The organism is Mesonia mobilis DSM 19841 (assembly GCF_000423405.1).
GTDB classification, from domain to species: domain Bacteria; phylum Bacteroidota; class Bacteroidia; order Flavobacteriales; family Flavobacteriaceae; genus Mesonia; species Mesonia mobilis.
The window spans coordinates 97,650-124,622 of the sequence record NZ_AUHX01000004.1; the positions used below are offsets into that span (position 1 = coordinate 97,650).

The following is a 26,973-nucleotide window of genomic DNA, read 5'->3' on the forward strand; positions in this document are numbered from 1 at the left end:
TACCAATGGCTAAAGAGCAAAATAAAAAGAAACCGGGTAATAATAAACCTAAATTTAATTCTTATTGGATTTACATCGGGATCGTCCTAATTTTCTTAGGACTTAATTTTTTTGGCGGAATGGGTTTTAACGAACCGGCAAAAAGTAACATTTCTGAATTTGAAAATTATTTAAGAGATGGCGATGTAAAAAGAGTGGTTGTGATTAACGACAGAACGGCCAACGTTTACCTTACTGAAGCTGCTGAAGCTAAAGAAGAACATAAAAAAACTCAGGAAAAAGAATTTCTTCCGGCGGGAGACCAACCCGATTATAGTTTTGAGATTGGTGATCTTCAAAATTTTCAGAATAACTTCAACGAAATTAAAAATGAAAATAACCTCGCTGCCAATTTAGAATTTGAAACTCATCAAAATTATTGGACAGATATTCTTTTCACGCTATTACCATTTATTTTACTATTTGGTATTTGGATCTTTATTATGAGAAGAATGAGCGGTGGTGCCGGTGGTGGCGCAGGAGGTCAGATCTTCAACATCGGCAAATCTAAAGCCAAGTTATTTGACCAAAACACCGACGTAAAAACTTCTTTTAAAGATGTTGCCGGTTTAGAAGGTGCCAAAGAAGAAGTTCAAGAGATTGTAGATTTCTTAAAACAACCCGAAAAATATACCTCATTAGGTGGTAAAATACCTAAAGGAGCTTTATTAGTAGGACCTCCGGGAACCGGTAAAACATTACTTGCAAAAGCTGTTGCCGGTGAAGCAAAAGTGCCATTCTTTTCACTTTCAGGTTCAGATTTCGTAGAGATGTTTGTTGGTGTTGGAGCTTCTCGTGTAAGAGATTTATTCAAACAAGCAAAAGAAAAATCTCCGGCTATTATTTTTATTGATGAGATCGATGCTATTGGTAGAGCTCGTGGTAAAAACAATATGTCTGGTTCTAACGACGAAAGAGAAAACACGCTTAACCAGCTGCTTACAGAAATGGATGGTTTTGGCACGAATACCAACGTAATTGTATTGGCTGCAACTAACCGTGCAGATGTTTTAGATAAAGCCCTAATGCGTGCCGGACGTTTTGACCGTCAGATTTACGTAGACTTACCAGACGTGAGAGAACGTCAAGAAATATTCGAAGTTCATTTGCGTCCGCTAAAAAAAGTGGCAGACGAATTAGATACTGAATTTTTAGCAAAACAAACACCGGGATTCTCGGGAGCAGATATTGCTAACGTTTGTAACGAAGCTGCTTTAATTGCTGCTCGTAAAGGAAATAAAGCCGTTGGTAAACAAGATTTCTTAGATGCTGTCGATAGAATTGTTGGTGGTTTAGAAAAGAAAAATAAAATTATCACTCCAGAAGAGAAAAAAGCAATTGCCTTTCACGAAGCTGGTCACGCAACGGTAAGTTGGATGCTAGAACACGCAGCACCACTAGTAAAAGTTACTATTGTACCTCGAGGCCAATCATTAGGAGCGGCTTGGTATTTACCGGAAGAACGCCTTATTGTTCGTACAGAGCAAATGTTAGATGAAATGTGTGCTACCATGGGTGGTCGTGCGGCTGAGAAAGTAATTTTCGATAAAATTTCTACCGGAGCTTTAAGTGACTTAGAAAAAGTGACTAAACAAGCGAAAGCGATGGTTACCATCTACGGTTTAAATGATAAAATCGGTAACCTTACTTATTACGATTCTACTGGACAAAATGAATACAGTTTTGCAAAACCTTACAGTGAAACTACAGCAGAATTAATTGATAAAGAGATTTCTAATATTATTGAAGCGCAATATCAACGAGCGATCGATCTGCTTACCAAACACAAAGACAAGCTTACAGAATTAGCTGAGATCCTTCTTGACAAAGAGGTTATTTTTAAAGATGATTTACAAAGAATTTTTGGAGATAGACCTTTTGCTAAGACAAACGGTGAAGAAAAAAAGCTAACAGATCAAAGTCCTGAAGAGGTTCAAGGGTCTCAAAATTCTCAAGCAAATAATGTTCCTGATAATTCAGAAAATGTAAGCCCTAAAAACTAATAATTACTTAAAAAATCTTGATTTTGCCTTAGGTACAATCAAGATTTTTTATATTTGGTTAAGTCTAAAGTAAAAAAGTTAATTACCCCAAAGCAATATATGAGTCTATTTAGAAAATTATTTTCATCCAAATCTAAATCAGACAAAGAAGAGGATCAAAAAGATGATGCACGAAGCAAATATATGCCGGAGCCAGAGCTACCGACAGATGAGAACTTTGTCTATCACTTTAAAAATAACGGCGGTAAATTTTTGTACTGCCAAGATCAAAATGAAGTAAAACAGGTTTTCGGTCAGATTTTAGATGAAAATGATTGGAAAAATGCTGAATGCTGCTGCTTTGACAATAACTTAAAACAAACTTTTAAAGACTTTAATTTAGATTTCACATTTAATGGCGAGGCGATTTTTTTTCTCTCCACTTGTGAATATTTAATTGCCAATACCGGAGCTTTATTGATAAGCTCTAACCAAATTAAAGAAAAAAAATTAGCAGAAATACCTCACAACTTCATTATTTTGGCAACTACAAGCCAACTGGTCGATACGATCGGTGAAGGTTTACGAGGTATAAAATCAAAGAGTAAAAACAAGATTCCATCCAACATAACCACCATTAAAACTTTTGAAGATAAACAAGAAAGTGACTTTATGAGTTATGGGAGTACTTCTAAAAATGTATATTTACTCCTGTTAGAAGACTTATAATTTTATGAATGAACTTTTAAAAAGAACTCTTTCGGGTGCTTTGTATGTAGTTATTTTAATCTCTGCTATTCTATTTCACGAATATAGCTTTATAGCTTTATTTTTTGCATTTGGGATTATTTGCCTTTACGAATTACAAAACTTACTAAAACTTAACAGCTACCTTAATTACATCGTTTTATTAGTGACGCTTGTTGTTTTTGGTATTCTCAAAATACAAGATTATGCAGTGATCACGCTGCTTATCATCACTATTTTTGTAAAAGTTTTATTGCTGAAAGATTTAATCATCATTCATGAAATTCCGCTTTTTGAAGGTAAAAAATATATTTTAACGCTATTTTATCTTATATCCTCTATCATTTTTCTTACTCTTATACCGTATGAAAACGGAACATATTCTCCTTTTATATTGATTGGAGTGTTCTTTTTAGTATGGTTTAACGATTCTTTTGCCTACTTAGTGGGTAAAAACTTCGGAAAAATAAAACTATACGAAAGAATTTCTCCTAATAAAACTGTTGAAGGTTTCTTAGGCGGACTCGTATTTGCAATGATTGCTAGTTTTGGCGTAGCTTATTTTACGAAGACTTTAGATTATCAAACTTGGCTAATAATTTCTATCTTAGTGAGCGTTTTTGGTACTTGTGGTGATTTAATTCAATCTAAGTTAAAAAGACAAGCCAACGTTAAAGACAGCGGAACGATTATGCCAGGACACGGCGGACTTTTAGACCGATTAGATAGTATTTTATTTGCCGGTACTTTTGTATATGCTTACTTATTAATTATTTAAAAACTATGTTTCATAAAGAAGGTTATAAAATTTTAGGCGTTACCATCGCTATTTGCATTTTAATCAATGTACTTTCCTATGCTTTTATTGAAATTAGCTGGCTCAATCAGCTTATTTTAGCGGCTAGCATTATTATGTTTTTGCTTATCCTTCAGTTTTTTAGAAATCCTAAGCGACGAACTTTAGTAAGCGATCACAACATTGTTGCGCCAGTAGATGGTAAAGTAGTTGTTATTGAAGAAGTTTTTGAAAAAGAATATTTTAAAGAAAAACGTTTACAGGTTTCTGTCTTTATGTCACCTATAAATGTTCATGTAACTCGACACCCAATTAACGGTAAAGTAGTTTTTAGTAAATACCATCCCGGCAAATATTTGGTTGCTTGGCACCCAAAATCGAGCGAAGAGAACGAACGAACTACCGTTGTGGTAAAAAACGAATCTGTAGGTGAAATTTTATACCGACAAATTGCCGGTGCGTTAGCAAAACGTATTGTGAATTACGCTAAAGAAGGACAAGAAGTTGTACAAGGTAGTGACAGCGGATTTATAAAATTTGGTTCTCGTGTAGATGTGTTCTTACCTATTGGCACTAAACTCGAAGTAGAGCTTAACCAGAAAGTAAAAGGTGGTTTAACCGTAATAGCCAAAGTTTAATGAGTGCTGCGAAAAGCAAACTAGACTTAGAATTTAAAGAAGCTTATAAACGCGCATCGAAAACAGAATTACGTTTTCCGCCAGATGTACGTTTACATTTTTATGCTTATTATAAAAGAGCAACAGAAGATAACTCGATACATCAAGAAGAAAGTTTAGATAGCCGTTTGATCGGAGCATTTAAAATGAATGCAATGTTTCAAATACGGGGTTTATCTAGAGATGATGCCAAACGAAAATACATCGAATTAGTAAACAAGTATATTACAGAGTAATTTTTGAATTTTAATTATCTGTAATTTGTAAAAACAGATACTTTCGTCATTCCGGACTTGATCCGGAATCTCACACTTATTTGAAAAAAAATATTTATGATATGACCCTGAATCAAGTTCAGGGTGACGACAACTTATTATGATGCTTAACGGCTATTGAATTTTTTACTGCATAAAATTTGTAAAAAATTCTTTTCAGGATATCACCTATTACCTAAATCCTACTCCCTAAAACCTATTTTCCCTAATACCTAAAACGCGCTAGGGATAGAAGTGAAAAGCCCGTAAAACTTGAAGTCTATTCAAATAAAAACCTCAAAGAAGCGACTAAAAGAAGCTTTTTTGAGGTTGATTAGTTGAAGATTTTAAGTTGCGTACTTGTAACGGATAGCCCGCTCGAGCGCAACGAGAAACATTTTACTTTACCGGAAAACCGCGATCTCGCATTAAGGCATCGATATTGGCATCGCGACCTCTAAATTGTCGGTAAGCTTCTGCCGGATCTACTGCATTTCTTGGAGCAAATAAAAAGCGTTTTAATTTATGCGCTGTTTCTTTATCGTAAAAACCTCCCGGAGCTTCTGCAAAAGCTTCTGCCGCATCAGAAGTCAACACATCTGCCCATAAATAACCGTAGTAACCGGTGGCATAACCTTCACCAGAAAACACGTGACCAAATTGAGTTGAACGGTGACGCATCGGCAGTTCTTTTGGCATACCAAGAGCATCGAGTTGTTGTTTTTCGAATTCTTGAATATCTGTAATTTCAGCAGGGTCGGTGGTATGGAATTTCATATCCATTAAGGCTGAAGCTAGATATTCTGTGGTGGCAAAACCTTGATTAAATGTTGAAGCTTTCTTGATCTTAGCTACCAATTCTGCCGGCATTGGCTCTCCGGTTTTGTAGTGTTTTAAAAATTTATTGATCACCACATCGGTCGATAACCAACGTTCTAATAATTGCGATTGAAACTCGGTATAATCACGAACTCCTCCATTTAAAGTCGGATATTTTACATCTGCGGAAAGAAAGTGCAGCGCGTGACCAAATTCGTGGAAAAAAGTTTCGGCATCGTCCCAAGAAACCAAAGTTGGCTCTCCTGCGGCCGGCTCTACAAAATTAGAATTATTAGAAGCCAACACCGGTTGATTACCGTTTAATGCTGTACGACTACGGTAAGTAGTAGCCCAAGCTCCGGAGCGTTTCCCTTTTCTGGCATAAGGATCTAAATACCATAAACCTACCAACTCACCAGAGTCTTTATCTTTTACTTCCCAAACTTTTACATCTTCATGAAAAACTGGAACACTCCCTTCTGCCACCGGATTGAATTCGTAATTAAATAATTCTCCCGCTACATAAAAAATAGCTTTTCTTAAATTATTGAGTTCTAAATATTGCTTTACTTCTTCGCTATCAAGATCGTATTTTTCTTGACGAACTTTTTCCATATAATAACGATAATCCCAAGGCTCGATAGTAATATTTTCACCTTCATTTTTTGCTAAAGTTTCCATTTCACTTACCTCTTCTTCTACTCTAGCTAAAGCTGCCGGCCAAACCTTCATCATTAAATCCATAGCATTTTCAGGGTTTTTAGCCATACGATCTTGCAAACGCCATTGCGCATAGTTTTCATACCCCATTAATGCCACGCGCTCATCTCTTAGTTTAAGTATTTTTTTGATAATTTTATTATTATCATATTCATCTCCGTTATTACCACGTGCATAATATTTTTGCCAAACTTCTTTACGTAATTCACGATTGTCGGCATAAGTTAAAAAGGGATCCATCGAAGAACGGGTATTGGTTACCGCATACATTTTTTCGCCACCGTTTTCTTTTGCTGCTACTTTGGCCGATTTTAAATAAGATTCAGGTAAACCCTCCGCTTCTTCTTCAGAGAAAAATGTAACATAACCTTCTTCATCTGCTAATACATTTGAAGAAAACTGAGTATACAACTCAGATAACTGCTTTTCAATTTCAGCGTAACGTTTTTTATCTTCTTCATTTAAATTGGCACCGTCCATTTCAAAATTTTTGTACACCAACTCGATCACGCGTTGTTGTTGCGGTGAAAGTTTTTCTTCTTGTGACTTATCGTAAACCGATTTGATACGCTGAAAAAGTTTTTCATTTTGAGAAATTTGAGAACGATAGTTTGAAATTTCCGGAGCTAATTCTTGTTGAATTTCGCGAAACTCTTCTGAAGAAATATTACTACTATAAATACCATAATAGGTGAATACGCGATCTAAGTCTTTTCCGGCTTTTTCCATCGCTACAATGGTATTCTCAAAAGTGGGTTCACTTTCTAAATTGGCTATACGATCTATTTCTTCTAAATGATTTTCCATCGCTTTTTGTATCGCCGGTTTTAGCTGAGAAAGCTCCATCTTATCGAACGCAGGAACGCCATTATACTCACCTTTCCATTCAGTTAAAAAAACATTTTCTGTCTTTTCTTCTTCTTGCATATTTTCTTCGGTTTTATCTGTTTTGCAGCTTATTAACACAGCAACAATTATGGGTAATATTAATTTATTCTTCATAAAAATTATTAATTTGAACATTAGTTAAAGAAATCTTAAAATATGTTAAATAAGTTATTAATATAAGCATCTACTGCATTAACTTATTTTTTTATTTCGTTATTTTTACGTTTCATTTATTTTAGTCGACCAAAATTTCGCGATTTTTTGCTACAATGACAAAAACACAAGAACACAAAACTATACAAACTAATAAAAAGAAAAACCTTCAATCCAGATTAATTGCTGTTGGAGCTAGTGCCGGAGGATTAGAAGCGTTAAAAGCTTTTTTTAGTAATTTACCTGATAACGACCAGAATTCTTATATTGTTATTCAGCATTTATCTCCCGATTATAAAAGTATGATGGGAGAATTGTTAGCTAAAACGGCTAAATTACCTATTGAACAAATCACCGATAATTCTGAAGTAGAGCCGAGTAAGATCTATCTTATTCCGCCGGTTAACAATTTAACGATTGAAGACGGCATTCTGCATTTATCTGAAAAACCAAAAAACCAAAAACTAAATCTTCCTATAGATCTATTTTTAGATTCTCTTGCAGACTATAAAAAAGATCGTGCGATCGCAGTAATTTTAAGCGGAACAGGAAGCGACGGCACGCGTGGTGTTAAAGCCATTAAAGAAGCCGACGGGATGGTTATGGTACAAGATCCTGAACAGGCAAAATTTGATGGAATGCCTAAAAGCGCGATAAACTCCGGGATGGTAGATTATATTTTACCTGCTGAAGAAATGGGTAGCGAAATTAATCGATTTATAGAAGCTTCTGAAGCTATCCAACTAAACGGAGAGCTTGAAAACTACGACGAACAAGTACTCACAAAAATTCTAGACTATATTAACGAGAATACCGGATTAGATTTTAGTGAATATAAATTTTCTACGCTTGCCAGAAGAGTTGCGCGACGTGTAAATGTTTGTAAATGTGAAACATTTAAAGAATATTATCGATTACTACAAACTAATCCTGACGAAGTTTCTATACTTTTTAAAGAATTTTTAATTGGGGTGACCAAGTTTTTTAGAGATCCGCGAGTTTGGGAAATTCTTTCTGATGATCTAATCCCAGAAATTATTGAGCGCAAAGACGATGGGGAGACTTTAAAAGTTTGGGATGTAGCTTGTAGCACCGGTGAAGAAGCTTACTCTTTGGCAATGTACATTAACGAAGAATTAAGAAAACAAAACAAAGACTTAAAAGTTAAAATTTTTGCCACAGATATTGCTAAACAACATTTAGAAATTGGTGGTAACGGAGTTTATTCTGAAAGTACGATTGCCGATATCGACACAGAATTAGTAAAAAAATACTTCATTAAACATAGTGATGGATATCAAGTTGTAGAGAAAATAAGAAGAATGGTAATTTTCTCTCAGCATAACATTATAAAAAATCCGCCATTTAGTAATATGGATATGATTTTATGTCGAAACCTGTTGATTTACTTTCAGCAGAGCATTCAGCATAAAACTTTAAATGTACTTCATTACGCTTTAAAAGAAAACGGCTTTTTAATTTTAGGAACGAGCGAAACGGTAAACTCCCATCGTGAACATTTTGACGAAATTAGTAGAAAATGGAAAATCTACCGTAATGTTTCTCCTAGAAGAAGATTAAATAACGACAGCTTAAAACCAAGAAAAAATTATAATCGTCCAGAAAACAAAAGACAAACAAAATTCGATCGCCGAGAAACCGCTCTTAAACGAAAATTCACCTCAGAACTTAGTGAAGCCATCTTAGAACAATTTGGAGGCGCAAGTGTTTTTATAGACGAACAATTTAATATTTTAGAAGCCATTGGCGAGTTTAGAAAATATGCCAATCTTCCTGTAAAAGGTTTTACCACAAACCTGAACAAAATGTTAGATGAAGGCTTGCAACATATTTTACAAGCTACCTTAAAAAAAGCAAAAAAAGAGAATCGAAAGATACTCTATAAAAGTGCTACATTTAAAGATAACGATCAAGAAAAAGCGCTTGATCTTATCGTTAAACCTTTCAGACAAAATAATCTAGACAACGAAATTAACTTCGTGGTTACTTTTATTGAAAAAGAAGTAAAACTAGATAATATCGCTGTTTCAGAAAAAATTACAGTCGATAGTCGCTCGCAAGAATACATTAACGAGCTGGAAGATGAACTTAAAAAGACGAAAGAAGAATTACATACTTCACTAGAAGAAATTGAAACCAGTAACGAAGAGTTACAAGCTGCCAACGAAGAGTTATTAGCTTCTAACGAAGAATTACAAAGCACCAACGAAGAGCTGCAGAGTGTAAATGAAGAAATTAACACGGTAAATGCTGAGAACATCCAAAAAATGGATGATTTGGCAGAGTTAAATGCCGATATGAATAACCTGCTTGAAAGTACAGAAATTGGGGTGATTTTCTTAGATGAAGATTTAAGAATTCGAAAATTTACACCGGCAATTCAAAAGCATTTCAGTTTATTAAATTCAGATGTTGGTAGACCGATCGATAATTTTGTAACCAACTTTGGTAAAAATAAAGGTCGCGGATTAGTGTCTCGATGTAAAAAATCGATAGAAACCGGTAAAACTTTAGAAAGAAACATTACTTCTAAGGAAGGCAGACATTATTTAAGAAGAATCTCTCCTTTTGTAAATTCTGAAGATAAAATTGATGGTGTAGTGATCACTTTTGTCGATATAGAATCATTACAACGCGCCAAAGAAAAACTGGTTGCTAGCGAAAAGCGATATAAGTCTTTCTACGAAGAAGATCCGGTCATGCACTTTAGTGTTAACCCAAATACTTCAGAAATCGTACAATGTAACGAAGAAGCGATTTACAGATTAGGTTACGACACCAAAGAAGAAGTTGTTGGCAAACCTATTTTTGAACTTTATGATGATGAAACAAAGCTTAAAGCCGTTCAACTAAATAAGGTATTTAAAGAAGATGGAGAATTAAAGAATATAGAGATGGAAATGCTTACCAAAGAAGGTGATAAAATCCCGATTATTCTTTATTCTAACATTGAATATAATGAAAAAGGAGATGCCATTAACAACAGATTTACCTGTGTAGATATTTCTGAAGTTAAAAATGCTCAAGAAAAATTAAAAGAACAAAAAGCAGATCTAGAAAGAGCAAATAAAGATTTAGAACAATTTGTTTCTATCTGTTCTCACGATTTACAAGAACCTTTGGCCACGATTAAATTTGGTAGTGATGTTCTAGGTAAACTCTATGCAGATAATTTAGATGAAAAAGGGAAAAACTATATTTCTTACATCGATGAAGCATCAGACCGATTATCAAATCAAATTAAAGCTCTATTAGAACATTCTAGAATTGGTAGAAATACTAAAAAATCGACAGTCGATACCAAAGAATTAGCAGAAGTAGTTAAATACGATCTTGGTAAGAGAATTAAAGATACAAATGCCACGGTGAATATTGGTAATTTACCAAAAGTAAAGGCCTACAAAATAGAATTAAGACTTTTATTTCAAAACCTTCTAAGCAATGCTTTAAAATACATCGATAAAGATCGTAAACCCGAAATTAGAATTTCTTCGTTTAAAGAAGGTAATTATTGGGTTTTCTCTGTGATGGATAATGGTATCGGTATTTCTGAAGAAGATCAAAAAAATATTTTTACTATTTTTAGTAGAGTAAGAACTAAAGAAAAATATGAAGGTACTGGAGTTGGTTTAGCACACGTCGAAAAAATTGTTCAGCTACACGAAGGAACAATTTGGGTAGATTCACAAAAAGGTGTAGGAAGTACTTTTTATTTCAAAATCAAAGCAAATTAATGAACATCACACCCACACCTCAACAACAAAATGTTGATATAACCAATTGTGATCGTGAGCCTATACATATTATAGAACAATCGCAACAACACGGAGTAATTTTAACGGTAAACTACCAAGAAAACAAAATACTTCAAGCGAGTAGTAACGCTATAAATTTGTTAGGTTTTTCGCCACAAGAATTAGTGGGTAATCCTTTAGAAAAATTATTTTCTGAAGAAGAGGTTCGTACACTTTTCTCTAAAATTGAAGCAAAACAAAATTTATATCCGAGAGAAGTAAGTTTTAAAAATCAGCAATATTTAGCAATTCCTCATCTTACAGAAGATGAAAAACTTGTTATCGATATTGAGCCTTTTGGTGAAACCTTGAGCCCAATTTTATTTCAAGAAGAATTAACTAAGATTCTAAAAGAAATAAAAGATACAGATCCTGTAAAAGTTATGTGTCATCAAGCCGTTTCGCTCATTAAAGATCTGTACGGTTACGATCGCGTTATGATGTATCATTTTGATGAAGAATGGAACGGTGAAGTGATTGCTGAAGTAAAAGAAGAAAACCTAGAAAGTTGGTTAGGTCTTCACTACCCGGCGACTGATATTCCTAAACCGGCAAGACAAATATTCTTAAAACAAGGTGTTAGAATGATTAGCGATGTTAATTATCAACCTGCACCCTTGTTTCCGGAGTTAAAAGAAAAAATAAACCTTTCAAAAAGTGAATTACGTGGCGTCTCTCCTATTCATATTGAATATTTAAAAAATATGAACGTGGGAGCTTCGCTTACAGTTGCTGTAATTTTAAACGGTGATCTTTGGGGATTAATAGCTTGTCATCACTATCAGCCTAAATTCATCAATTACCACCAAAGACAATCTTGTAAGTTTTTAGCGCAAGTATTTTCTAATAAATTAGCGTTAAAAGAAAGTAATACGTTTTTAGAGAACATCAATTCATCAGAAAAAATAAGAAAACAACTTCTTATTCAAATGAATTCGATTTCTAATTTCACACAAGCCCTAACAAAGTTTTCACCTAAATTTACAGATCTTATCAACTGTAGCGGCGGGGCGTTATTCAATGAAAATGAAATCACTTTAGTAGGTAAAACTCCTACTGAAAAGCAGGTAAAAAAAATCATTAACAAGGTAATTAAAAAACAATCGGGTAGTGTTTTTCAAACTAAGCAAATTAGTCGCTATTACGAAAAAGCACAAAATTTCACAGCTACTGCTTCTGGAGTTTTAAGCATTAAAATTAGTAACGAAGAAACCTATTTACTTTGGTTTAGACCAGAAGCATCTACCACTGTAGATTGGGGTGGTAATCCAGAAAAACAAGGTTATGTAAAAGACGGCGTGCAATTTTTACATCCTAGGAAATCGTTTGAGCGATGGACGCAGAAAGTTTCCGGAATCGCCAATGCTTGGGAAAGCTACGATATAGAAGCTGCAAGCAACTTACAAGACACCATTACTCACGTATTGGTTAGAAAACAAAAAGACGAGATTAAAAATCTTAACGATAGTTTAGTTGAAGTAAATAAAGAGTTAGAAACCTTTAGTTACAGTGTGTCTCACGATCTAAGAGCGCCTTTAAGAGGTATCGACGGTTATTCTAGAATACTTATTAATAACTATTTAGATAAATTAGACGACTACGGGAAAAATGCACTAAAAACCATTCTTTCTTCTGCAGAAGAAATGGATTTACTTATCGAAGATATTTTAACCTATGCTAAAGTTGGGCAAAACAACCTTAACTTAACTACTTTCTCTACAAAAAAGCTTGTAGAAGGAATTATATCTTCTCAAAACATAGAAACAGAATATCCGTTTACTTCTATTCAGGTTGATGAAAATTTACCAGAAATTACTGCCGATAAACGCATGATCTCTCAGGTTTTTGGCAATTTAATATCTAATGCAGTTAAATATTCATCTAAAACAAAAGAACCTAAAGTTTCTATCGGTTTTCACACAGAACGCAATAAGCATATTTATTTTGTTAAAGATAATGGTGTAGGCTTCGACCCTAGTTTCAAAAACAAAATTTTCGATGTATTTTCGCGTGCTAACTCTAGCAAAGATTTTAAAGGATCTGGCATAGGGCTTGCAACTGTAAAAAAAGTAATAGACAAACACGAAGGAGAAATTTGGGCTACTTCCCAAATTAATGAAGGTGCGCAGTTCTATTTTTATATTGATGTTAGCGAAAAATAATTTTGCGACTAAAGAAAAGCTATGATTACAACCAAACTTAGAATATTATTAATCGAAGATTATAAAACCGATGCCGAGCTAATTGAAATTCAGATCAAAAGCTTTGTAGAGAATTTTGAAATTAAAATCGTCGATAATCTTCCTGATTTTACCAGAGAATTACAAAGCTTCGTGCCCGATGTAATTCTATCTGATTACAATTTACCTACCTGTACAGGTTTAGATATCTTAGAGGAAGCTAAGGCTCACGATCCTAATATTCCTTTTATATTTATTACAGGAACTATCGATGATGATGAGATGGCCGCAAACACCATACTTTCTGGAGCTTCTGGTTTCATCTTAAAAAAACACATGAATAATCTTGCTGAAAAATTAGAGCCGCTCTTCAAACAAGTTGTTTTTAATATGATCACGCAAGATGAACTAAGAGAAAAAATAAGAAAAAATAAAATCGCTGTTAATCAAATTTATAATTACCTAGATAAAATTGATGTCGATACCGAAGAACAGAAAATTAACATCAATAAAATTAGAGAAAACATCGATTTAATTAAGCTTCAAGAAGGAGAGAAAGAAAAATAAATGCTAGAAAAATTAAGAGCGGCAACCCAAGAGTTACACGAAAAAATTGAAGGTGAGAATACGGCAGATTTAATAATGAAGCACAGTATTTCTGTTGAACAATACAAGAAACTGTTACTTCAAAATTATGTAGCTTATAAAATCACTGAAGATAAAATTGAAGCTCAACTTCCTGATTATACTTCAGACAAAACAGAAAATTTAGCGAAAGATCTAGCTGAATTAAATGTAGATCTTAGCATTTCTGAAAACTACCAACACGATTTCACTATCAATACCGATGCTGAAGCTTTAGGCGCTTGGTATGTGGTTGAAGGTTCTTCTCTGGGCGGAATGATGATCTCTAAGAACATTAAAGAATGTGAGCAACTTTCTAGTATTGAAGAGCATCATTTCTTCAACGGAAAACGTCAAAGCGTAGATAGTTGGAGAAAATTTACCAAAGACTTAAAAAAGAAAGATTTCTCTGCGGAAGAACAAACGCAAGCGATCGAAAAAGCTAAAGAAACCTTTCAGTTTTTCGGTAAAGTTTTTCGGGAGATTTAAACGCCACTAAACGCGCCAAAACCACCATCGATCGGTACGACAATACCGGTAACAAAAGAAGCTTCATCGCTGGCTAACCAATTGGCAGCGCCTTGCAATTCTTCTGGTTTACCAAAACGAGCCATTGGTGTTTGGGTGACTATTGTATTTCCTCTCGCGGTTAAACTTCCGTCTTTATTTAATAATAGATCACGATTCTGTTCTCCTATAAAAAATCCTGGAGCAATAGCATTTACGCGAATGCCATCCCCATATTTCTGATTCATTTCTACGGCTAACCACTTGGTAAAATTATCTACCGCAGCTTTTGTTGCTGCATAGCCTAACACACGCGTTAAGGCTCGTTGAGCAGCCATCGAAGAGATATTAATAATACTTCCTTTTTTCTGCTCGACCATTTCTTTAGCAAAAACTAACGTAGGTAATAAAGTTCCTTTAAAATTTAAATGATTTACCTTATCAAAGTCTTCTATATTTAGATCGAAAATCGATTGCTCCGGAGTAATTACGGCTCCATTTACATTTCCTCCCGCAGCATTTACCAAAATATCTACCTTTCCATAATTTTGGAGAACACTTTTCTTGCAAGCTTCCAGCTTTTCTCGATTTAATACATCGGCTACCAAAGCAAATGCATCTCCGCCATCAGCTTTTATTTCTTCAACTTTTTGATTTACGGTAGCTTCGGTTCTTCCCATAATGCCCACCTTCGCTCCTTCCGCAGCAAAACCTTTAGCAATTGCTCCTCCTAAAACTCCATTTCCTCCGGTTACTACCGCTATCTTGTCTTGTAATCTTTTCATCTAAACATTTTAAGTGCTGAAATTAGAAATAATCCAACAATTGTCGTTTATTCTAATTACTTTTTTCACCAACATCCTTCCCGGCGGCAGTTGGCACTCCCGCTTCTTTATCAATAATCAGGTTATCGACAACCACATTTTTAGTGTTGGTAATCGAGGTTCCGTTTTTTGCTTTCTTTATTTTTATATTTTGAAGCTGAACATTCTCGACCTTGCTATCTTCAAAACCTTGAATCACTACGGCTGTTCCTGTGGCTTCTTCACACTTAATATTATTGATGTAAATATCAGAGATTTTTGAATTATGCCCCTCGCCTTCGCCGTGATAGAACGAAGTGATGTAAAAAAGATCTTCGGTTTTATCGAATTTCAGGTTATCGATGTAAATATCTTTGATATAACCACCACGATCGGGATTGGTTTTAAAGTAAATTCCGCGTTTTAGGTAGCCGTGCGCTTTGCAATTCTGTACAAATACGTTTCGCACGCCCGCGCTCATTTCACTCCCAATTACAAAAGCGTGTAAACCTTTCAGCAAACAATTACGCATTACAATATTTTCTGAAGGTGTCGCTGCATTTGCTCTTCCTTCATCATCTCTGCCGGCTTTTATAGCTACATTGTCATCGCCATTATCGAAAGTAACGTCTTCGATTAAAACATCGCTCGTATATTCTAAATCGATGCCGTCATTATTGCTGTTGTGCGAATCGTATGATAAGCCGCGCAAAGTGGCGCTTTTACACTTCAATAAATGAACACACCAAAACGGCGCATTTTCAATTCTTATATCTTCAATTAAAATGTTTTCTGAATTCACCAATTGTAATAATTGCGGACGCAAATAACTGCCTTCTCCAAATTGTCGATCTTGAAGCGGAGTTGAATTATGATTCATTTCTCTACTTTTTTGCTTTTACAGAGTTTCTGCGCATCACGCATACTAATTCTGAATATTCACATTTTTGAAATGCAGGTCCGCTTTTTACTTCAGCAACATCGCCACAACCTATAATTCCCCAAGAGATTTTTTGCATCTAATAATAGCGTTTATTTTCTTTATTGCGGAAGAGATTTAAAAACCGTTGGAAGATGTTGGGTTTGCTTACAATTATTTCGCCTATAAAAGTAGAATCTTCAACCATCATCACATCAATTTTTTGCAATCGGTTTTCATCAATTAAATCCAATTTTAAAATATAATGTTCATAACCTACATAAGAAAAAATAATAGTTTCTTCATTTTCAAAATTCTCTTCTGAAATTTTGAGTAAAAAACTACCATCAAAGTCTGTTTGAGTTCCGTGAGCTGTATTTTGTTGAATTACATTCACACCGGGAAGTGGCACATCTTCTTCATCGGTTACAGTTCCTTTTATGATTATCGAATCTTTTTGATGACTTGACTGAGTTATTTCCTCCTGAAGCTGAAAATCTTTTTGAGTTTGAACTTTTGCTTGATTATTTTTCTTTTCTTGTGCTAAACCTGGTTGAGCCACAGCAATTATTGACCCTAAGCCTAAAGCAATTCCTAATCTGGAAAGTGAGTTTTGAGTAGACGAAATATATTCTTGCTCCAACTGTGTTGATATAAATCGACCGCAAAGTTGTTTTGCATTTTTTGTTTTTCGGGCAATTTCTGAGGCAGATAGTTTGGTAAAATCAATCACCTCTTTTTGGCAGCTCGCACAAAACTTCCCTTTTTGGGTTGGCGACATTTGCTGCCAGTCTTCATGGCAAGGTTCCGGGATGTTGAGTTTGAATTTCAAAAGTTTAGCATTAAATCACGTTTAAATATAAGTAGATTTTTCTAATTAGGGAGTTCTATTTCAGAAACTTCCGCAGCTAAATTTCCTTCAAGCTTCACTAAAACCACAACAGCATCTTCTTTAAAATACAAATTCTGAATCTTAAAATCATTAATCGTTCCAAACAACTGAACGCCTTTTTTCACTTCGATGATATTTTCGAGCTTTTGATTAATTTGTTGTAAAAACTCGGAGATTTTGGGAGTGAGAAAAAGTTTAGAGTTGCCGGAGAGTTTTTTCTTCATCAGCAACGTCATCATTGCTTTTAAAAGCCGATTGGTAAACCAGGCTTTTTGTTCACCTTCCACCTGATAATCCTTGATGATGATTTCTTGCTGTTCTTCGTCGAAATCAAACTTCAACTGAAAACTAAAACTTATTGTTTTATTTTTAAACAACACCGTTTTCATTAATACTTGTTGCCTAATGCAAACGTCAAAACCGGGTTTACCGTTGCTAAGGTTTATCGCTAAAATTTCTCCGTATTGTTGTCCTTTTGCCTCTTCTTTCTGTATTTGATAACCTACCAGTTTTTCTTTTAAAACTTTTTCTAATGCCGTCAAGGTTATTTTGACGGGAATTTGAATACTTACCCCGCTTATTTCTTTTTCATTTTTTTGCATTTACATAAGTTACTTAAAATAAAAATCCCTTCAAAAAATGGATTCATTTTTTAATTTAACTTTATAGTTCATAAGATGAGATTTGTATATTTCAACTTATTAAACTGAATATATTTACTCATTTATTTTAAACGGAAGCTTTTTAAGACCGTATTCATTTCTTCATAAATTTCCGGATAAATACTTTCTTGAGATGCAAAAGTCAAGATGTAAACACGATCTCCATTCTTGTAATAGTCTTGTATATATCGGCGCATCCCTTCATCAAAAATTATTTTAAATTCTAATCGATACCCGTTAGAATTTCCAAAATCAATTTCTTTAAAATCAGTGATCACGCCGACTCGATTTACTTCTTTTTTAAGTTTTTGAGCAGCTTGTTTTAAACTCATATCAGGATAATCACGAGTTACCAAATTAATGCTTTCTATATAATTACGGTTTTCGCCGGGATTTTTAGGGGTTAGTTTAAAAAGGGTATTATTTTCACCGCTTTCCTCTCTTTTCAAAGATTCAGGATAACTAATTGAAAAATTTTCATTCTCTATGGTTTTTAAATCACTGTTATTACAGCTAACACATAGAATAATAAATAGGATTAAGAAGGGGTATTTCATTATAATGAATGGATTATTATCCAAAGCTAAAGAATACTTCCAGATTTCATTAAATCTTAATACTTCTAATAAAAAAGCCTTTCAAAATTTGAAGGGCTTTTTTATATCTAGATTGAAACTTCTGTTTTCTTATGTCGATATGCAAAGAAGAAAATATATAGGTAACAACACATTACGAGCATAAAAGCTAAACCAAATCCTGAAGTATCGGTTAAAAGTCCAAATAATGGTGGTACAACTGCCCCTCCTACAATCATTGTACACATAATACCAGAACCTTGAGGTTTGCTGTCTCCTAATTCATCTAAGCCTAAACTAAAGATAGTTGGGAACATAATCGAGTTGAATAAACCGACTGCAATAATTGTCCACATTGCTAAAAGACCTGTACTTTGCGTAGAAATCACAATTAAAGCAAGAGCGATTATTGCAAAAATACTTAGCACTTTTGCCGGTTTGATGATGCTAGTTAAGTAAGCACCAATAAAACGACCTACCATTGCACCCGTCCAATAAAAAGTCACAAAAATACCTACCACAGCTTTACCATCGACCGCACTTAGATCATCGGTTAAAAACCAATTGGCGATGGTTCGCATAAATGGAGTATTTCTAACCATTTCTGCTAGATCTAATTTCATAAAGTAATTGACCATATAACTACCAATAGCAACTTCAGCACCTACATAACAGAAAAGACCAATAGCTCCCAAAATTAGATTCTTATTTTTAAAGGCTGTTGCGTAACTTCCTTTTTTCTCTCCTTCACCAATGATCTTCGGAAGGTTTACAAAAACAAATACCAATGCGATAGCTATTAAAATTCCGGCAATGGTTAAGAACGGAGTTTGTACTGCTGCTGCTTCTGCCGCGTAATAATCTGACTGCTCTTGAGAAGTTAATGCACTAATTTGATCTCCAGTTTTTATTTTATCACTTAAAATAAATAACGCTCCTACGATCGGAGCAATTGACGTTCCTAATGAATTAAAAGCTTGTGATAAATTTAGACGACTCGCAGCACTTTTTTCTGGTCCTAAAATAGTCACATAAGGATTAGCCGCAACCTGAAGAATGGTAATCCCACCGGCTAAAATGAAATATCCTAACATAAAAATCCAAAATACGCGTAGTGAAGATGCAGGATAGAAAAGTAAACAACCAGCTGCCATCATAAGGATTCCTAAAATGATTCCTTTTTTATAGCCGATTTTAGAAAGTATAAAACTTGCGGGGATTGAAAGTAAAAAGTAAGCGCCAAAAAAAGCAAATTGTACCATTCCGGCTTGAAAATAGGTTAACTCAAAGACTTCTTTTAATCTAGGAATTAATGAGTCTACGATTACCGTTAGAAAACCCCATAAAAAGAAAAGCAAGGTTAAGAATATAAAAGCTGTTCTGTAAGAGGTATTGTTCTGTTTATTCATTTCTGAGTTTAATTATTATTGATAAGTTGTGTTGATTCTCTTAGTTTTAATTCAGTTTTCAAATTTATCATTTCTGCATTGACAGTCGAATTTGAATCTAAATTTTTAAACATTATTCGCATAGCTTCTTTAGCAATTTTATCTAAAGGCTGTTTTAATGTGGTTATTGAAGGTTTACATATTTCAAAAAAAGAATTATCATCAAATGAAATGATTCCTAATTCATTCAATCTTTTAGGATCATTTTCTTTTAAAGCTTTCAACCCTAAAAAGGTTAAGTAATTTGTAGAAAATAAAATAGAGTCTAGATCTGAATGATCATTCAAAAATAATTTTATCTGATTAATTTTTTCTTCTGAAGAATCTTTGGCTTTTAAAATTAATTTTTGAGCATAGAGCTGATGTTTATTGATCGCTTCATCAAACCCTAACAAACGTGCGCTCATTTGAGTTTGATTCATATCTATACTTATAAAACCTATTTTTTTGTAGTTATTTTCAAGAAGATGCTCAACACCTAATTTTGAAGCTTCTTCATTATCAATACCTACATAATTAAAATTTTCTTTCTCAAAAAATCGATCTAGCAATACAACAGGAATGTTCCGTTTTTTTAGTTCTAATATTTTTGGTTGAAGATTAGGTGAAGGAGTGAGCAAAAAACCATCAACTTGCCTTTCAAGAAAAAGATCGATTAACTCAATAGATTTTTCATCATCATTATCATTGCTACAAAATAAGATTTTGTAACCTTTTTGGTAAGCTATATCTTCAATATGCCTTGCTAATTTCGCAAAGAAATCGTTGGAGATATCTTCTAACATACAAACTAGAACTTTAGATTTTCCAGTTCTTAAACTTTGAGCTAAAGAATTAGGCTTATAATTAACTTTCTCGACATACGCTAATACCTTTTTAGTTACCTCTTTAGAAATCCTTTTTTCTTCAGCTTTATTATTTAAAACAAAAGATACTGTAGTTACTGAAACTCCTAATTCACTAGCAATATCTTTTATCGATATTTTTTTATTTTTCATAATTTCAAATATCGTATAAAAATCACAAACCCTTTATGTAAATTCACATAAAGGGCTTGTTTTATAAAGTTAAATTATTTTATCTCGAATAATTCGGTGCTTCTTTGGTAATGGTTACGTCGTGCGGGTGACTTTCCATAATACCTGAAGAGGTAATTTTGATAAATTTTGCATCACTTTTTAATGAAGCAATATCTTTAGCTCCACAATATCCCATACCGGCGCGAAGACCACCAATAAACTGGTTCATACTTTCAACCAATTCACCTTTATAAGGCACACGACCTACAATACCTTCGGGTACTAATTTTTTAATATCGTCTTCTACATCTTGGAAATAACGATCTTTAGAACCTTTTTGCATCGCTTCTACAGATCCCATTCCGCGGTAAGACTTAAATTTTCTTCCTTCGTAAATAATGGTTTCTCCCGGAGATTCTTTTGTACCTGCTAATAATGAACCTAGCATCACGCAATCTGCTCCAGCGGCTAAAGCTTTAGGAATATCACCGGTGTAACGAATACCACCATCGGCAATTACAGGAACGCCGGTTCCTTTAATCGCTTCAGCTACTTCTAAAACTGCTGAAAACTGTGGAAATCCTACTCCTGCTACCACTCTTGTCGTACAAATAGAACCCGGACCAATTCCAACTTTTACAGCATCTGCTCCTGCTTCAACTAAATATTTTGCAGCTTCTGCTGTAGCAATGTTACCCACTACAACTTCTAATTCCGGAAATTTCTTTTTAACCTCTTGCAATACATAAACCACACCTTTGGTATGCCCATGAGCTGTATCGATCACCACCGCATCAACACCTGCATTTACTAAAGCTTCTGCTCTTTCCACAGCATCTGCTGTAACTCCTAAAGCGGCTGCCACACGTAATCTTCCGTATTGATCTTTATTGGCAATAGGTTTTTGCGTAAGTTTGGTGATATCTCTAAAGGTAATTAAACCTACCAGTTTATTTTCTTTATTAACTACCGGAAGTTTTTCAATTTTATTGGCTTGTAAAATATCTTCTGCATCATCTAACGAAGTTCCTTCTGCTACAGTGACTAAGTTTTCTGAAGTCATTACCTCAGAAATTGGTCGATTTATATTCTTCTCGAAACGTAAATCACGATTAGTAACAATCCCTAATAACTTTCCTTCTTCATCTACAATAGGAATACCGCCAATACTATGTTCTGCCATCGATGCTTTTGCATCTTTTACTTTAGCCGTAATTGGTAAGGTCACAGGATCGATAATCATACCGCTTTCTGCACGTTTCACCTTTCTCACTTTTAAAGCTTGCTGCTCGATGGTCATGTTTTTATGCAACACACCAATCCCACCTTCTCTAGCAATAGCAATTGCCATTCTAGATTCTGTTACCGTATCCATCGCAGCAGATACAATAGGAACATTAATGGTAATGTTTCTGGTAAATTTTGTTTGAATATTTACTTCTCTAGGAAGTACTTCTGAAAAGGCTGGTACAAGTAAGACGTCATCATAAGTTAGTCCTTCGCCTAAAATCTTGTTCTCGTGTGCAGTCATAGCAATTAAGGATTTAATTGCATGCAAATATAGGTTTTTAAGATGACAATGCTTTACATCCATACAATTATTTTACAATTTCTTAAAAGCAATAAATACTAAAACCTGATTAATATCAGTTCTCATCAAAAACATCTTGGGTACTTTTACATTAACCTAAAAAACTAATAAGATGAAAAGGATTTTGCTCCCAACCGATTTTTCAGAAAACGCTTACAATGCCATTTCTTATGCTTTACATTTTTTTAAAGATGAAAAGTGCCATTTTACACTTTTAAATACGCTTTACAATTCAGATTATATTATTTATAGTAGTTTGAATACGCTTTATGAAGAGAATTCCCTAAAAAAGTTAGAACGGTTAAGAAAACGCATTCTTAAAGAATTTAATAACGATAATCATGAGTTTGAATTGGTTTCTACATTCAACATGCTTTATCAAGAAATAGAAGAACGTGTAAAAAATAAAGAGATTGATTTGGTAATAATGGGAACCAATGGTGCTTCTGGCGGTGAAGAACTTTTATTTGGAACGCACACGGTTCATGCCATTCAAATTGCTAAATGCCCACTGTTGGCCATTCCATCTAATTATCGTTATAAAGAATTGGAAAACATTCTTTTTACAACAAAATATGAAATTGATTTTGCCGAATACCAAATGAGTTTCATTAAAAATCTTGCTGATAAGAAAAATGCAAAAATACACGTGATGCACGCTAATTTTGGAATTAGACTTAACGAGAAACAGCTTCAATCTAAAAAAGATTTAGATAATTTTTTTGCTGAAACTCCACACGATTTCAATTCGGTTTACAAAGATAGTGTACCGGAAGCTATTGAAGAATTTAATAAAGAAAATAAGATTGACTTATTAATTATGATCAAGCACCGAAGAAGTTTTATTGAAAAAATTCTATTTAGTTCAATCATTAATGAAATTGGGTTCAACGCCAAGTTTCCTTTTCTGGTATTACCTTCAGAAAGTTATGATCCTGAAAATTAAATTTCAGCTTTATTTCTTTTAAATAATTGAAGAAAAACAATAACTACAGAAAGTATAAATGAAGTGGTCATCAATATACCCGAGATCATCACCACATATCGCATAAAATGATAACCCGACCACATTAAATAAATACCACCAAAAGTGAGTAAAACCGAAAGCAACGGTTCTAGCATCAATGATTTTTTTAACCAAGCAGGGAGTTTTGCAAAACTTACCAAACCACCTAAAATGAAGAAAATAACAGACATCGATAAGATATGCGTATGAATAATGGTAAGCATCTCTCGCTTTGGTTTTTTGAACTTCATCACCTTAGCTTCCAGATCGTCTTCATTCCCTAAATAATTTTCTTGAATACCGGTGGGAGTATTTTCTGTCGTTTCGTTTACAAAGCGAAATCCGGTAAAATAACCGACGCTTAACACGATGAGAAAAGCGCCGATTAATAATTTTACTTCTTTAGGAAATTCAGCAAAAGTGGTGTTGAAATTCATTTTAAAGCATATTTTCTTCTTGAAGAATTTTCATGGTTTTTAAAACTCGATTCACCGCTCTTGCCATGGAAGATGCTGAAATAGTTGCACCGCTTATCGCAGCCACATTTTCACCATAATTTACTTCTGAAGCCGGCGACATCCCGATAAATTGCCTTAACCAACGTTGCGTCCCGATTTGCTGACCGTAATTTTCACGGTAAATGAGCACTTTCGATTTTTTGATGATCAAATCGTTATCGAACATCACCACATAATCAAATTCTTTTTTCTTACTGGGAGCTTTCCCTAAATAAGCATAACCGATAGATTGGTCATCAGAAAAAATTTGAAATAAGTTTTCGTTTCCGGTTTTGGCGGGTAGTTTTTCATTGATTGCGGCAGAAGCTTCAATTTCTTTTAATTTAAATTGATCGACTTCGTATGTACCGCGAATGGCTTTATAGAATTTCTCTTCTAATTCACCACCCATAAAGCTAAAACCTAGACCTATAAAAACTACTATGAAAATTCTTTTCCACATAAATTATCCTTTTTTAACGTAAGCTTCAATCACCTCATCAATTTTATCTTGACTCGTGGTTACATCCATCGGGAAGAGTTTCATAAATAAAGCTTGACCTTCTACTTTTTTCTCTAACGAAAGGTCTTTATCTCTACCGTAAACCTCATCCCATTTTGTTCTAACTTTTGCCCAAAATTCTTTGCTTGCTGCCCACCATTCTTTAGCGGCTTTACATTTTGCATCGGGCACTTTTTTATAAATATTATAGCCTTTTTCTTGAACTAAAAGTACATCTTCTTTACCATCTTCACGAATTACTTTTTCGTTGTCTTGCTCGTGTACCCAACCATCTTCGGTGATTGCTACTTGGTTACCACGCATCATCACATTGTAATCGCTACGTTTAGAATATTCTCTTCTTGGTAATGGTGAACTGGCAACATCGTCCCAAACGTGTTTCCCGTCGGCATGAAACCAAGTGGCAGAACCAGAATAACGTGGACTATCATCTACTTGATATACGTTTTGCGTCCACTGCCCTTTTACTTCCTTTTTAGGCATTTCTACAAACGTCCATTCGTTATCGTGATTAAAATCGTAGCGTTTGGTGTTTTCGTACAACCAATCTTGACGCCAGTGTTTAATAATGGTAGAATCGTTGATCACTAATAAATGCTGAATCGAAAGTTCGTCTTTTTCATCTTTAATTAATTCTGCCCATTCTAAAGCCGTTGCATTGTAATCGTAATGCTTTTCGTAATCAATTTCGGGAGCAAAAGTTTCGGTGTATTTAAAAGTTACTTCAAAACAACCGCACATATCTTTAATCGCTTCACGGTCTTGTTTTACTGATTTTTGAGCAAAAGCGGTAGTTACACCTAAACCTAAAACTGCTCCTGCAAGTAATTGTTTAAAATTCATTTTTATTGGTTTGAGTTGAATGATAATTTTCGACAAAATATAAAATTTATTTAGATTGGTTAAAAATAACTTATATATATTTGCGCTGTAAATTTAATTAAGACTTAGTCTAAATAATGAAGTATTTACTCCCAACCTTACTATTAACACTACTAACCGGAAGCTTTTACGCTCAAGAAACAAATGAGAAGAAAAAAGATTCTTTAAAGCAAAATCAATTAGAAGAAGTTGTTTTAACCGGGCAATACAATCCGCAATCGGTTAACAAATCTGTTTTTGAAGTTGAAGTATTAACGCAGGAAGACATCAAACTTTTAGCCGGAAATAATCTGGCAGATGTACTTACCCAAACTTTAAATATGAATGTGGTGCCACAAGCCGGCGAAGGTAGATCTGGTATCGAGCAATTTGGTTTTAGTTCTGGGTACGTAAAAATCTTGGTCGATAACATTCCCATTGTTGGTGATGAAGGTTTTGGTAATGCTATCGATGTAACGCAAATTAACCTTGACGATATTCAACAAATAGAAATTATTGAAGGCTCGATGGGCGTTCAATACGGTGCCGATGCGGTTACGGGAGTCGTGAATATTATTACTAAAAAATCTTCAGACCATCGTTGGCAAATTACACCATATGTGCAAGAAGAAACGGTTGGTAATGAGTATGGTTGGTTTGATGAAGGTCGGCATATTCAATCTCTAAAAATCGGTCATAATTTCTCTAATAAATGGTATGCGCAGGCTTTATATACCCGAAACGATTTTAAAGGGTTTCTAAATTTTTTGAAAGGAAAAAATTACTACAACCAACCCGAACCTGTAAACGATAGTCTTCGCGGTTACGAGTGGCTTCCTAAAGAGCAAAACACGTTTAAAGGTTTAGTAAACTTTAATAACCAAAAGCATTTTAGAGCTTTCTATAAGTTTGAATATTTTACCGAAGAAACACTGGGTTTTGCCAATTTAGTAAGGTTTAATAAAAATTCGGCTACGCAAACCCTAAATCCTACGGCTAACGATGAGATTTTTAGATCTGAACGCTTTTATCATCACTTAAATGTTTCGGGAAAAATAGATCTGCAGGTTAACTATAATATTTCTGCATCTTACCAAGAACAGCTCAAAAATTACGAGCAGTTTACCTACTACCTAAATACAGGAGAAAAAGAGCAATTAGACAAGTATGATTACAATACTAGAAATGGTTTTTTCTCGCGAGGAACCTTCAGCAATTTTTTCAACAGTAAAAAATCAAATTTTGAAGTAGGCTATGAAGCTCAGTTAGATGAAGGTACGCAGAGCGGATTAGCATTACAAGACATCTCACAGCGTAACAAGAAAAACACCTACAATACTTACAGTGCTTTTGCTTCTTCAGAAATTAGACCAAATTCAACTTTTTCATTTAGACCGGGCTTTCGGTTAATGATGTCTTCTAGATTTAACCCGGAATATGTGGCTTCGTTAAGTACTAAAATTAACTTACCTAAAAATTACCAATTGCGCATTATAGCCGGGACCGCTCCTAAACTACCAGATTTTGAGCAACTATTCACCTATATGGTCGATTCTAATCATAACGTTCAAGGAAATGAAAATCTGAATCCGGAAAACGGTAAATCGGTATTTCTTCACCTTAAAAAAACATTTTGGAGCAAAGATTACGAGCTTAAATACCGCCCCAAACTTAGCGCTTGGTATTTAGATGTCGATGATAAAATAGATTTAATCGTGGTGAGTAATTCTCCCCTAGCCTACCGATATGAAAATATTGATTTGCATAGAACTTGGGGACTTTCATTACGCAACAATCTTAGCTATAAAAACTTTAGAACCAACCTCGGAATTAGCTTTTCCGGGCAATCGCAAATTTTAAACGCCAGCGAAAATTATAACGATGATTACCTCTACGCGGTTCAAGTAAACACCAACGTTTCGTATACCGTCGATAAATGGAATACGACCTTCTCCGGCTTTTTTAAATAAAATGGT

Annotated in this window: 24 protein-coding genes; 11 read left to right on the plus strand and 13 right to left on the minus strand. The window is 34.3% G+C overall.

Annotated features, from left to right (window positions below; translation table 11 throughout):
- The first annotated feature begins 5 nt into the window (after positions 1 to 5).
- The 5 genes from ftsH (at position 6) to G551_RS0103120 (ending at position 4,477) form a co-directional block, all read left to right on the plus strand.
- Positions 6 to 2,042 carry an ATP-dependent zinc metalloprotease FtsH gene (gene ftsH / locus G551_RS0103100; RefSeq protein WP_027884196.1) on the plus strand — a complete coding sequence of 679 codons (2,037 nt, stop codon included), beginning with the start codon at positions 6 to 8 and terminating at the stop codon, positions 2,040 to 2,042.
- A 99-nt stretch (positions 2,043 to 2,141) separates the two neighbouring features.
- Positions 2,142 to 2,750, plus strand: a complete 609-nt coding sequence (locus tag G551_RS0103105; RefSeq protein ID WP_027884197.1) for an LUD domain-containing protein — start codon at positions 2,142 to 2,144, stop codon at positions 2,748 to 2,750.
- 4 nt (positions 2,751 to 2,754) lie between these two features.
- Positions 2,755 to 3,546, plus strand: a complete 792-nt coding sequence (locus tag G551_RS0103110; RefSeq protein ID WP_027884198.1) for a phosphatidate cytidylyltransferase — start codon at positions 2,755 to 2,757, stop codon at positions 3,544 to 3,546.
- A 5-nt stretch (positions 3,547 to 3,551) separates the two neighbouring features.
- Positions 3,552 to 4,202, plus strand: coding sequence for a phosphatidylserine decarboxylase family protein (locus tag G551_RS0103115; protein WP_027884199.1), 651 nt, complete (start codon positions 3,552 to 3,554; stop codon positions 4,200 to 4,202).
- A complete protein-coding gene (locus G551_RS0103120; RefSeq protein ID WP_027884200.1) occupies positions 4,202 to 4,477 on the plus strand; it encodes an acyl-CoA-binding protein in 276 nt (91 codons plus the stop codon). The genes G551_RS0103115 and G551_RS0103120 overlap by 1 nt, the downstream gene beginning before the upstream one ends.
- 417 nt (positions 4,478 to 4,894) lie before the next feature.
- Here the strand turns inward: G551_RS0103120 and G551_RS0103125 are convergent, their stop codons facing one another.
- Complete coding sequence (locus tag G551_RS0103125) at positions 4,895 to 7,036, minus strand: M3 family metallopeptidase (RefSeq protein WP_027884201.1); 2,142 nt, start codon at positions 7,034 to 7,036, stop codon at positions 4,895 to 4,897.
- 155 nt (positions 7,037 to 7,191) lie between these two features.
- Between G551_RS0103125 and G551_RS0103130 the strand changes: the two genes are divergently transcribed.
- The 4 genes from G551_RS0103130 to G551_RS0103145 are packed head-to-tail and all read left to right on the plus strand — an operon-like array spanning position 7,192 to position 14,183.
- The gene (locus G551_RS0103130) at positions 7,192 to 10,830 is read left to right on the plus strand and encodes a CheR family methyltransferase (RefSeq protein WP_027884202.1); all 3,639 of its coding nucleotides are present in this window, start codon (positions 7,192 to 7,194) and stop codon (positions 10,828 to 10,830) included.
- Positions 10,830 to 13,052, plus strand: a complete 2,223-nt coding sequence (locus tag G551_RS0103135; protein WP_027884203.1) for an ATP-binding protein — start codon at positions 10,830 to 10,832, stop codon at positions 13,050 to 13,052. The genes G551_RS0103130 and G551_RS0103135 overlap by 1 nt, the downstream gene beginning before the upstream one ends.
- 21 nt (positions 13,053 to 13,073) lie before the next feature.
- Positions 13,074 to 13,637: a response regulator gene (locus tag G551_RS0103140; RefSeq protein WP_027884204.1), complete on the plus strand. Its 564-nt coding sequence runs from the start codon at positions 13,074 to 13,076 to the stop codon at positions 13,635 to 13,637.
- Entirely contained in the window at positions 13,638 to 14,183 is a 546-nt protein-coding gene (locus tag G551_RS0103145; RefSeq protein WP_027884205.1) for a biliverdin-producing heme oxygenase, read from the plus strand.
- Here G551_RS0103145 and G551_RS0103150 read toward each other — a convergent pair.
- The 9 genes from G551_RS0103150 to guaB all read right to left on the minus strand — a co-directional run bounded on the left by G551_RS0103150 (position 14,180) and on the right by guaB (position 22,050).
- Positions 14,180 to 14,986 (minus strand): SDR family oxidoreductase, encoded by an 807-nt coding sequence (locus tag G551_RS0103150; protein WP_027884206.1) that lies wholly within the window; start codon positions 14,984 to 14,986, stop codon positions 14,180 to 14,182. The two genes, G551_RS0103145 and G551_RS0103150, sit on opposite strands and share 4 nt — an antisense overlap.
- A 52-nt stretch (positions 14,987 to 15,038) precedes the next feature.
- A complete protein-coding gene (locus G551_RS15305; RefSeq protein ID WP_051191214.1) occupies positions 15,039 to 15,884 on the minus strand; it encodes a glycoside hydrolase family 28 protein in 846 nt (281 codons plus the stop codon).
- A gap of 4 nt (positions 15,885 to 15,888) precedes the next feature.
- On the minus strand, positions 15,889 to 16,023 hold the full coding sequence (locus G551_RS16780) for a hypothetical protein (RefSeq protein WP_308426727.1): 135 nt from the start codon (positions 16,021 to 16,023) through the stop codon (positions 15,889 to 15,891).
- Positions 16,024 to 16,755, minus strand: a complete 732-nt coding sequence (locus tag G551_RS0103165) for a carboxypeptidase-like regulatory domain-containing protein (RefSeq protein WP_156876747.1) — start codon at positions 16,753 to 16,755, stop codon at positions 16,024 to 16,026.
- A 41-nt stretch (positions 16,756 to 16,796) separates the two neighbouring features.
- On the minus strand, positions 16,797 to 17,417 hold the full coding sequence (locus G551_RS0103170) for a DUF4403 family protein (RefSeq protein WP_027884208.1): 621 nt from the start codon (positions 17,415 to 17,417) through the stop codon (positions 16,797 to 16,799).
- A gap of 122 nt (positions 17,418 to 17,539) precedes the next feature.
- A complete protein-coding gene (locus G551_RS0103175; RefSeq protein ID WP_027884209.1) occupies positions 17,540 to 18,034 on the minus strand; it encodes a PsbP-related protein in 495 nt (164 codons plus the stop codon).
- Positions 18,035 to 18,141: 107 nt separating this feature from the next.
- Positions 18,142 to 19,461: an L-fucose:H+ symporter permease gene (fucP, locus tag G551_RS0103180; protein ID WP_027884210.1), complete on the minus strand. Its 1,320-nt coding sequence runs from the start codon at positions 19,459 to 19,461 to the stop codon at positions 18,142 to 18,144.
- Positions 19,462 to 19,469: 8 nt separating this feature from the next.
- Positions 19,470 to 20,498 carry a LacI family DNA-binding transcriptional regulator gene (locus G551_RS0103185; protein WP_027884211.1) on the minus strand — a complete coding sequence of 343 codons (1,029 nt, stop codon included), beginning with the start codon at positions 20,496 to 20,498 and terminating at the stop codon, positions 19,470 to 19,472.
- A 79-nt stretch (positions 20,499 to 20,577) separates the two neighbouring features.
- On the minus strand, positions 20,578 to 22,050 hold the full coding sequence (guaB, locus tag G551_RS0103190; protein WP_027884212.1) for an IMP dehydrogenase: 1,473 nt from the start codon (positions 22,048 to 22,050) through the stop codon (positions 20,578 to 20,580).
- A 172-nt stretch (positions 22,051 to 22,222) separates the two neighbouring features.
- Here guaB and G551_RS0103195 point away from each other — a divergent pair, with 172 nt between their 5' ends.
- Positions 22,223 to 23,056, plus strand: a complete 834-nt coding sequence (locus G551_RS0103195) for a universal stress protein (protein WP_027884213.1) — start codon at positions 22,223 to 22,225, stop codon at positions 23,054 to 23,056.
- On the opposite strand, the gene G551_RS0103200 is transcribed toward G551_RS0103195, so the two are convergent.
- The 3 genes from G551_RS0103200 to G551_RS0103210 are packed head-to-tail and all read right to left on the minus strand — an operon-like array spanning position 23,053 to position 24,979.
- Positions 23,053 to 23,553 (minus strand): hypothetical protein, encoded by a 501-nt coding sequence (locus G551_RS0103200; protein ID WP_027884214.1) that lies wholly within the window; start codon positions 23,551 to 23,553, stop codon positions 23,053 to 23,055. The genes G551_RS0103195 and G551_RS0103200 overlap by 4 nt on opposite strands.
- Before the next feature lies 1 nt (position 23,554).
- Complete coding sequence (locus tag G551_RS0103205; RefSeq protein ID WP_027884215.1) at positions 23,555 to 24,076, minus strand: FMN-binding protein; 522 nt, start codon at positions 24,074 to 24,076, stop codon at positions 23,555 to 23,557.
- A gap of 3 nt (positions 24,077 to 24,079) precedes the next feature.
- Entirely contained in the window at positions 24,080 to 24,979 is a 900-nt protein-coding gene (locus G551_RS0103210; RefSeq protein ID WP_036243224.1) for a DUF6607 family protein, read from the minus strand.
- Positions 24,980 to 25,095: 116 nt separating this feature from the next.
- On the opposite strand from G551_RS0103210, the gene G551_RS15310 reads away from it, so the two are divergent.
- On the plus strand, positions 25,096 to 26,967 hold the full coding sequence (locus G551_RS15310; RefSeq protein WP_051191219.1) for a TonB-dependent receptor plug domain-containing protein: 1,872 nt from the start codon (positions 25,096 to 25,098) through the stop codon (positions 26,965 to 26,967).
- Positions 26,968 to 26,973: the final 6 nt, after the last annotated feature.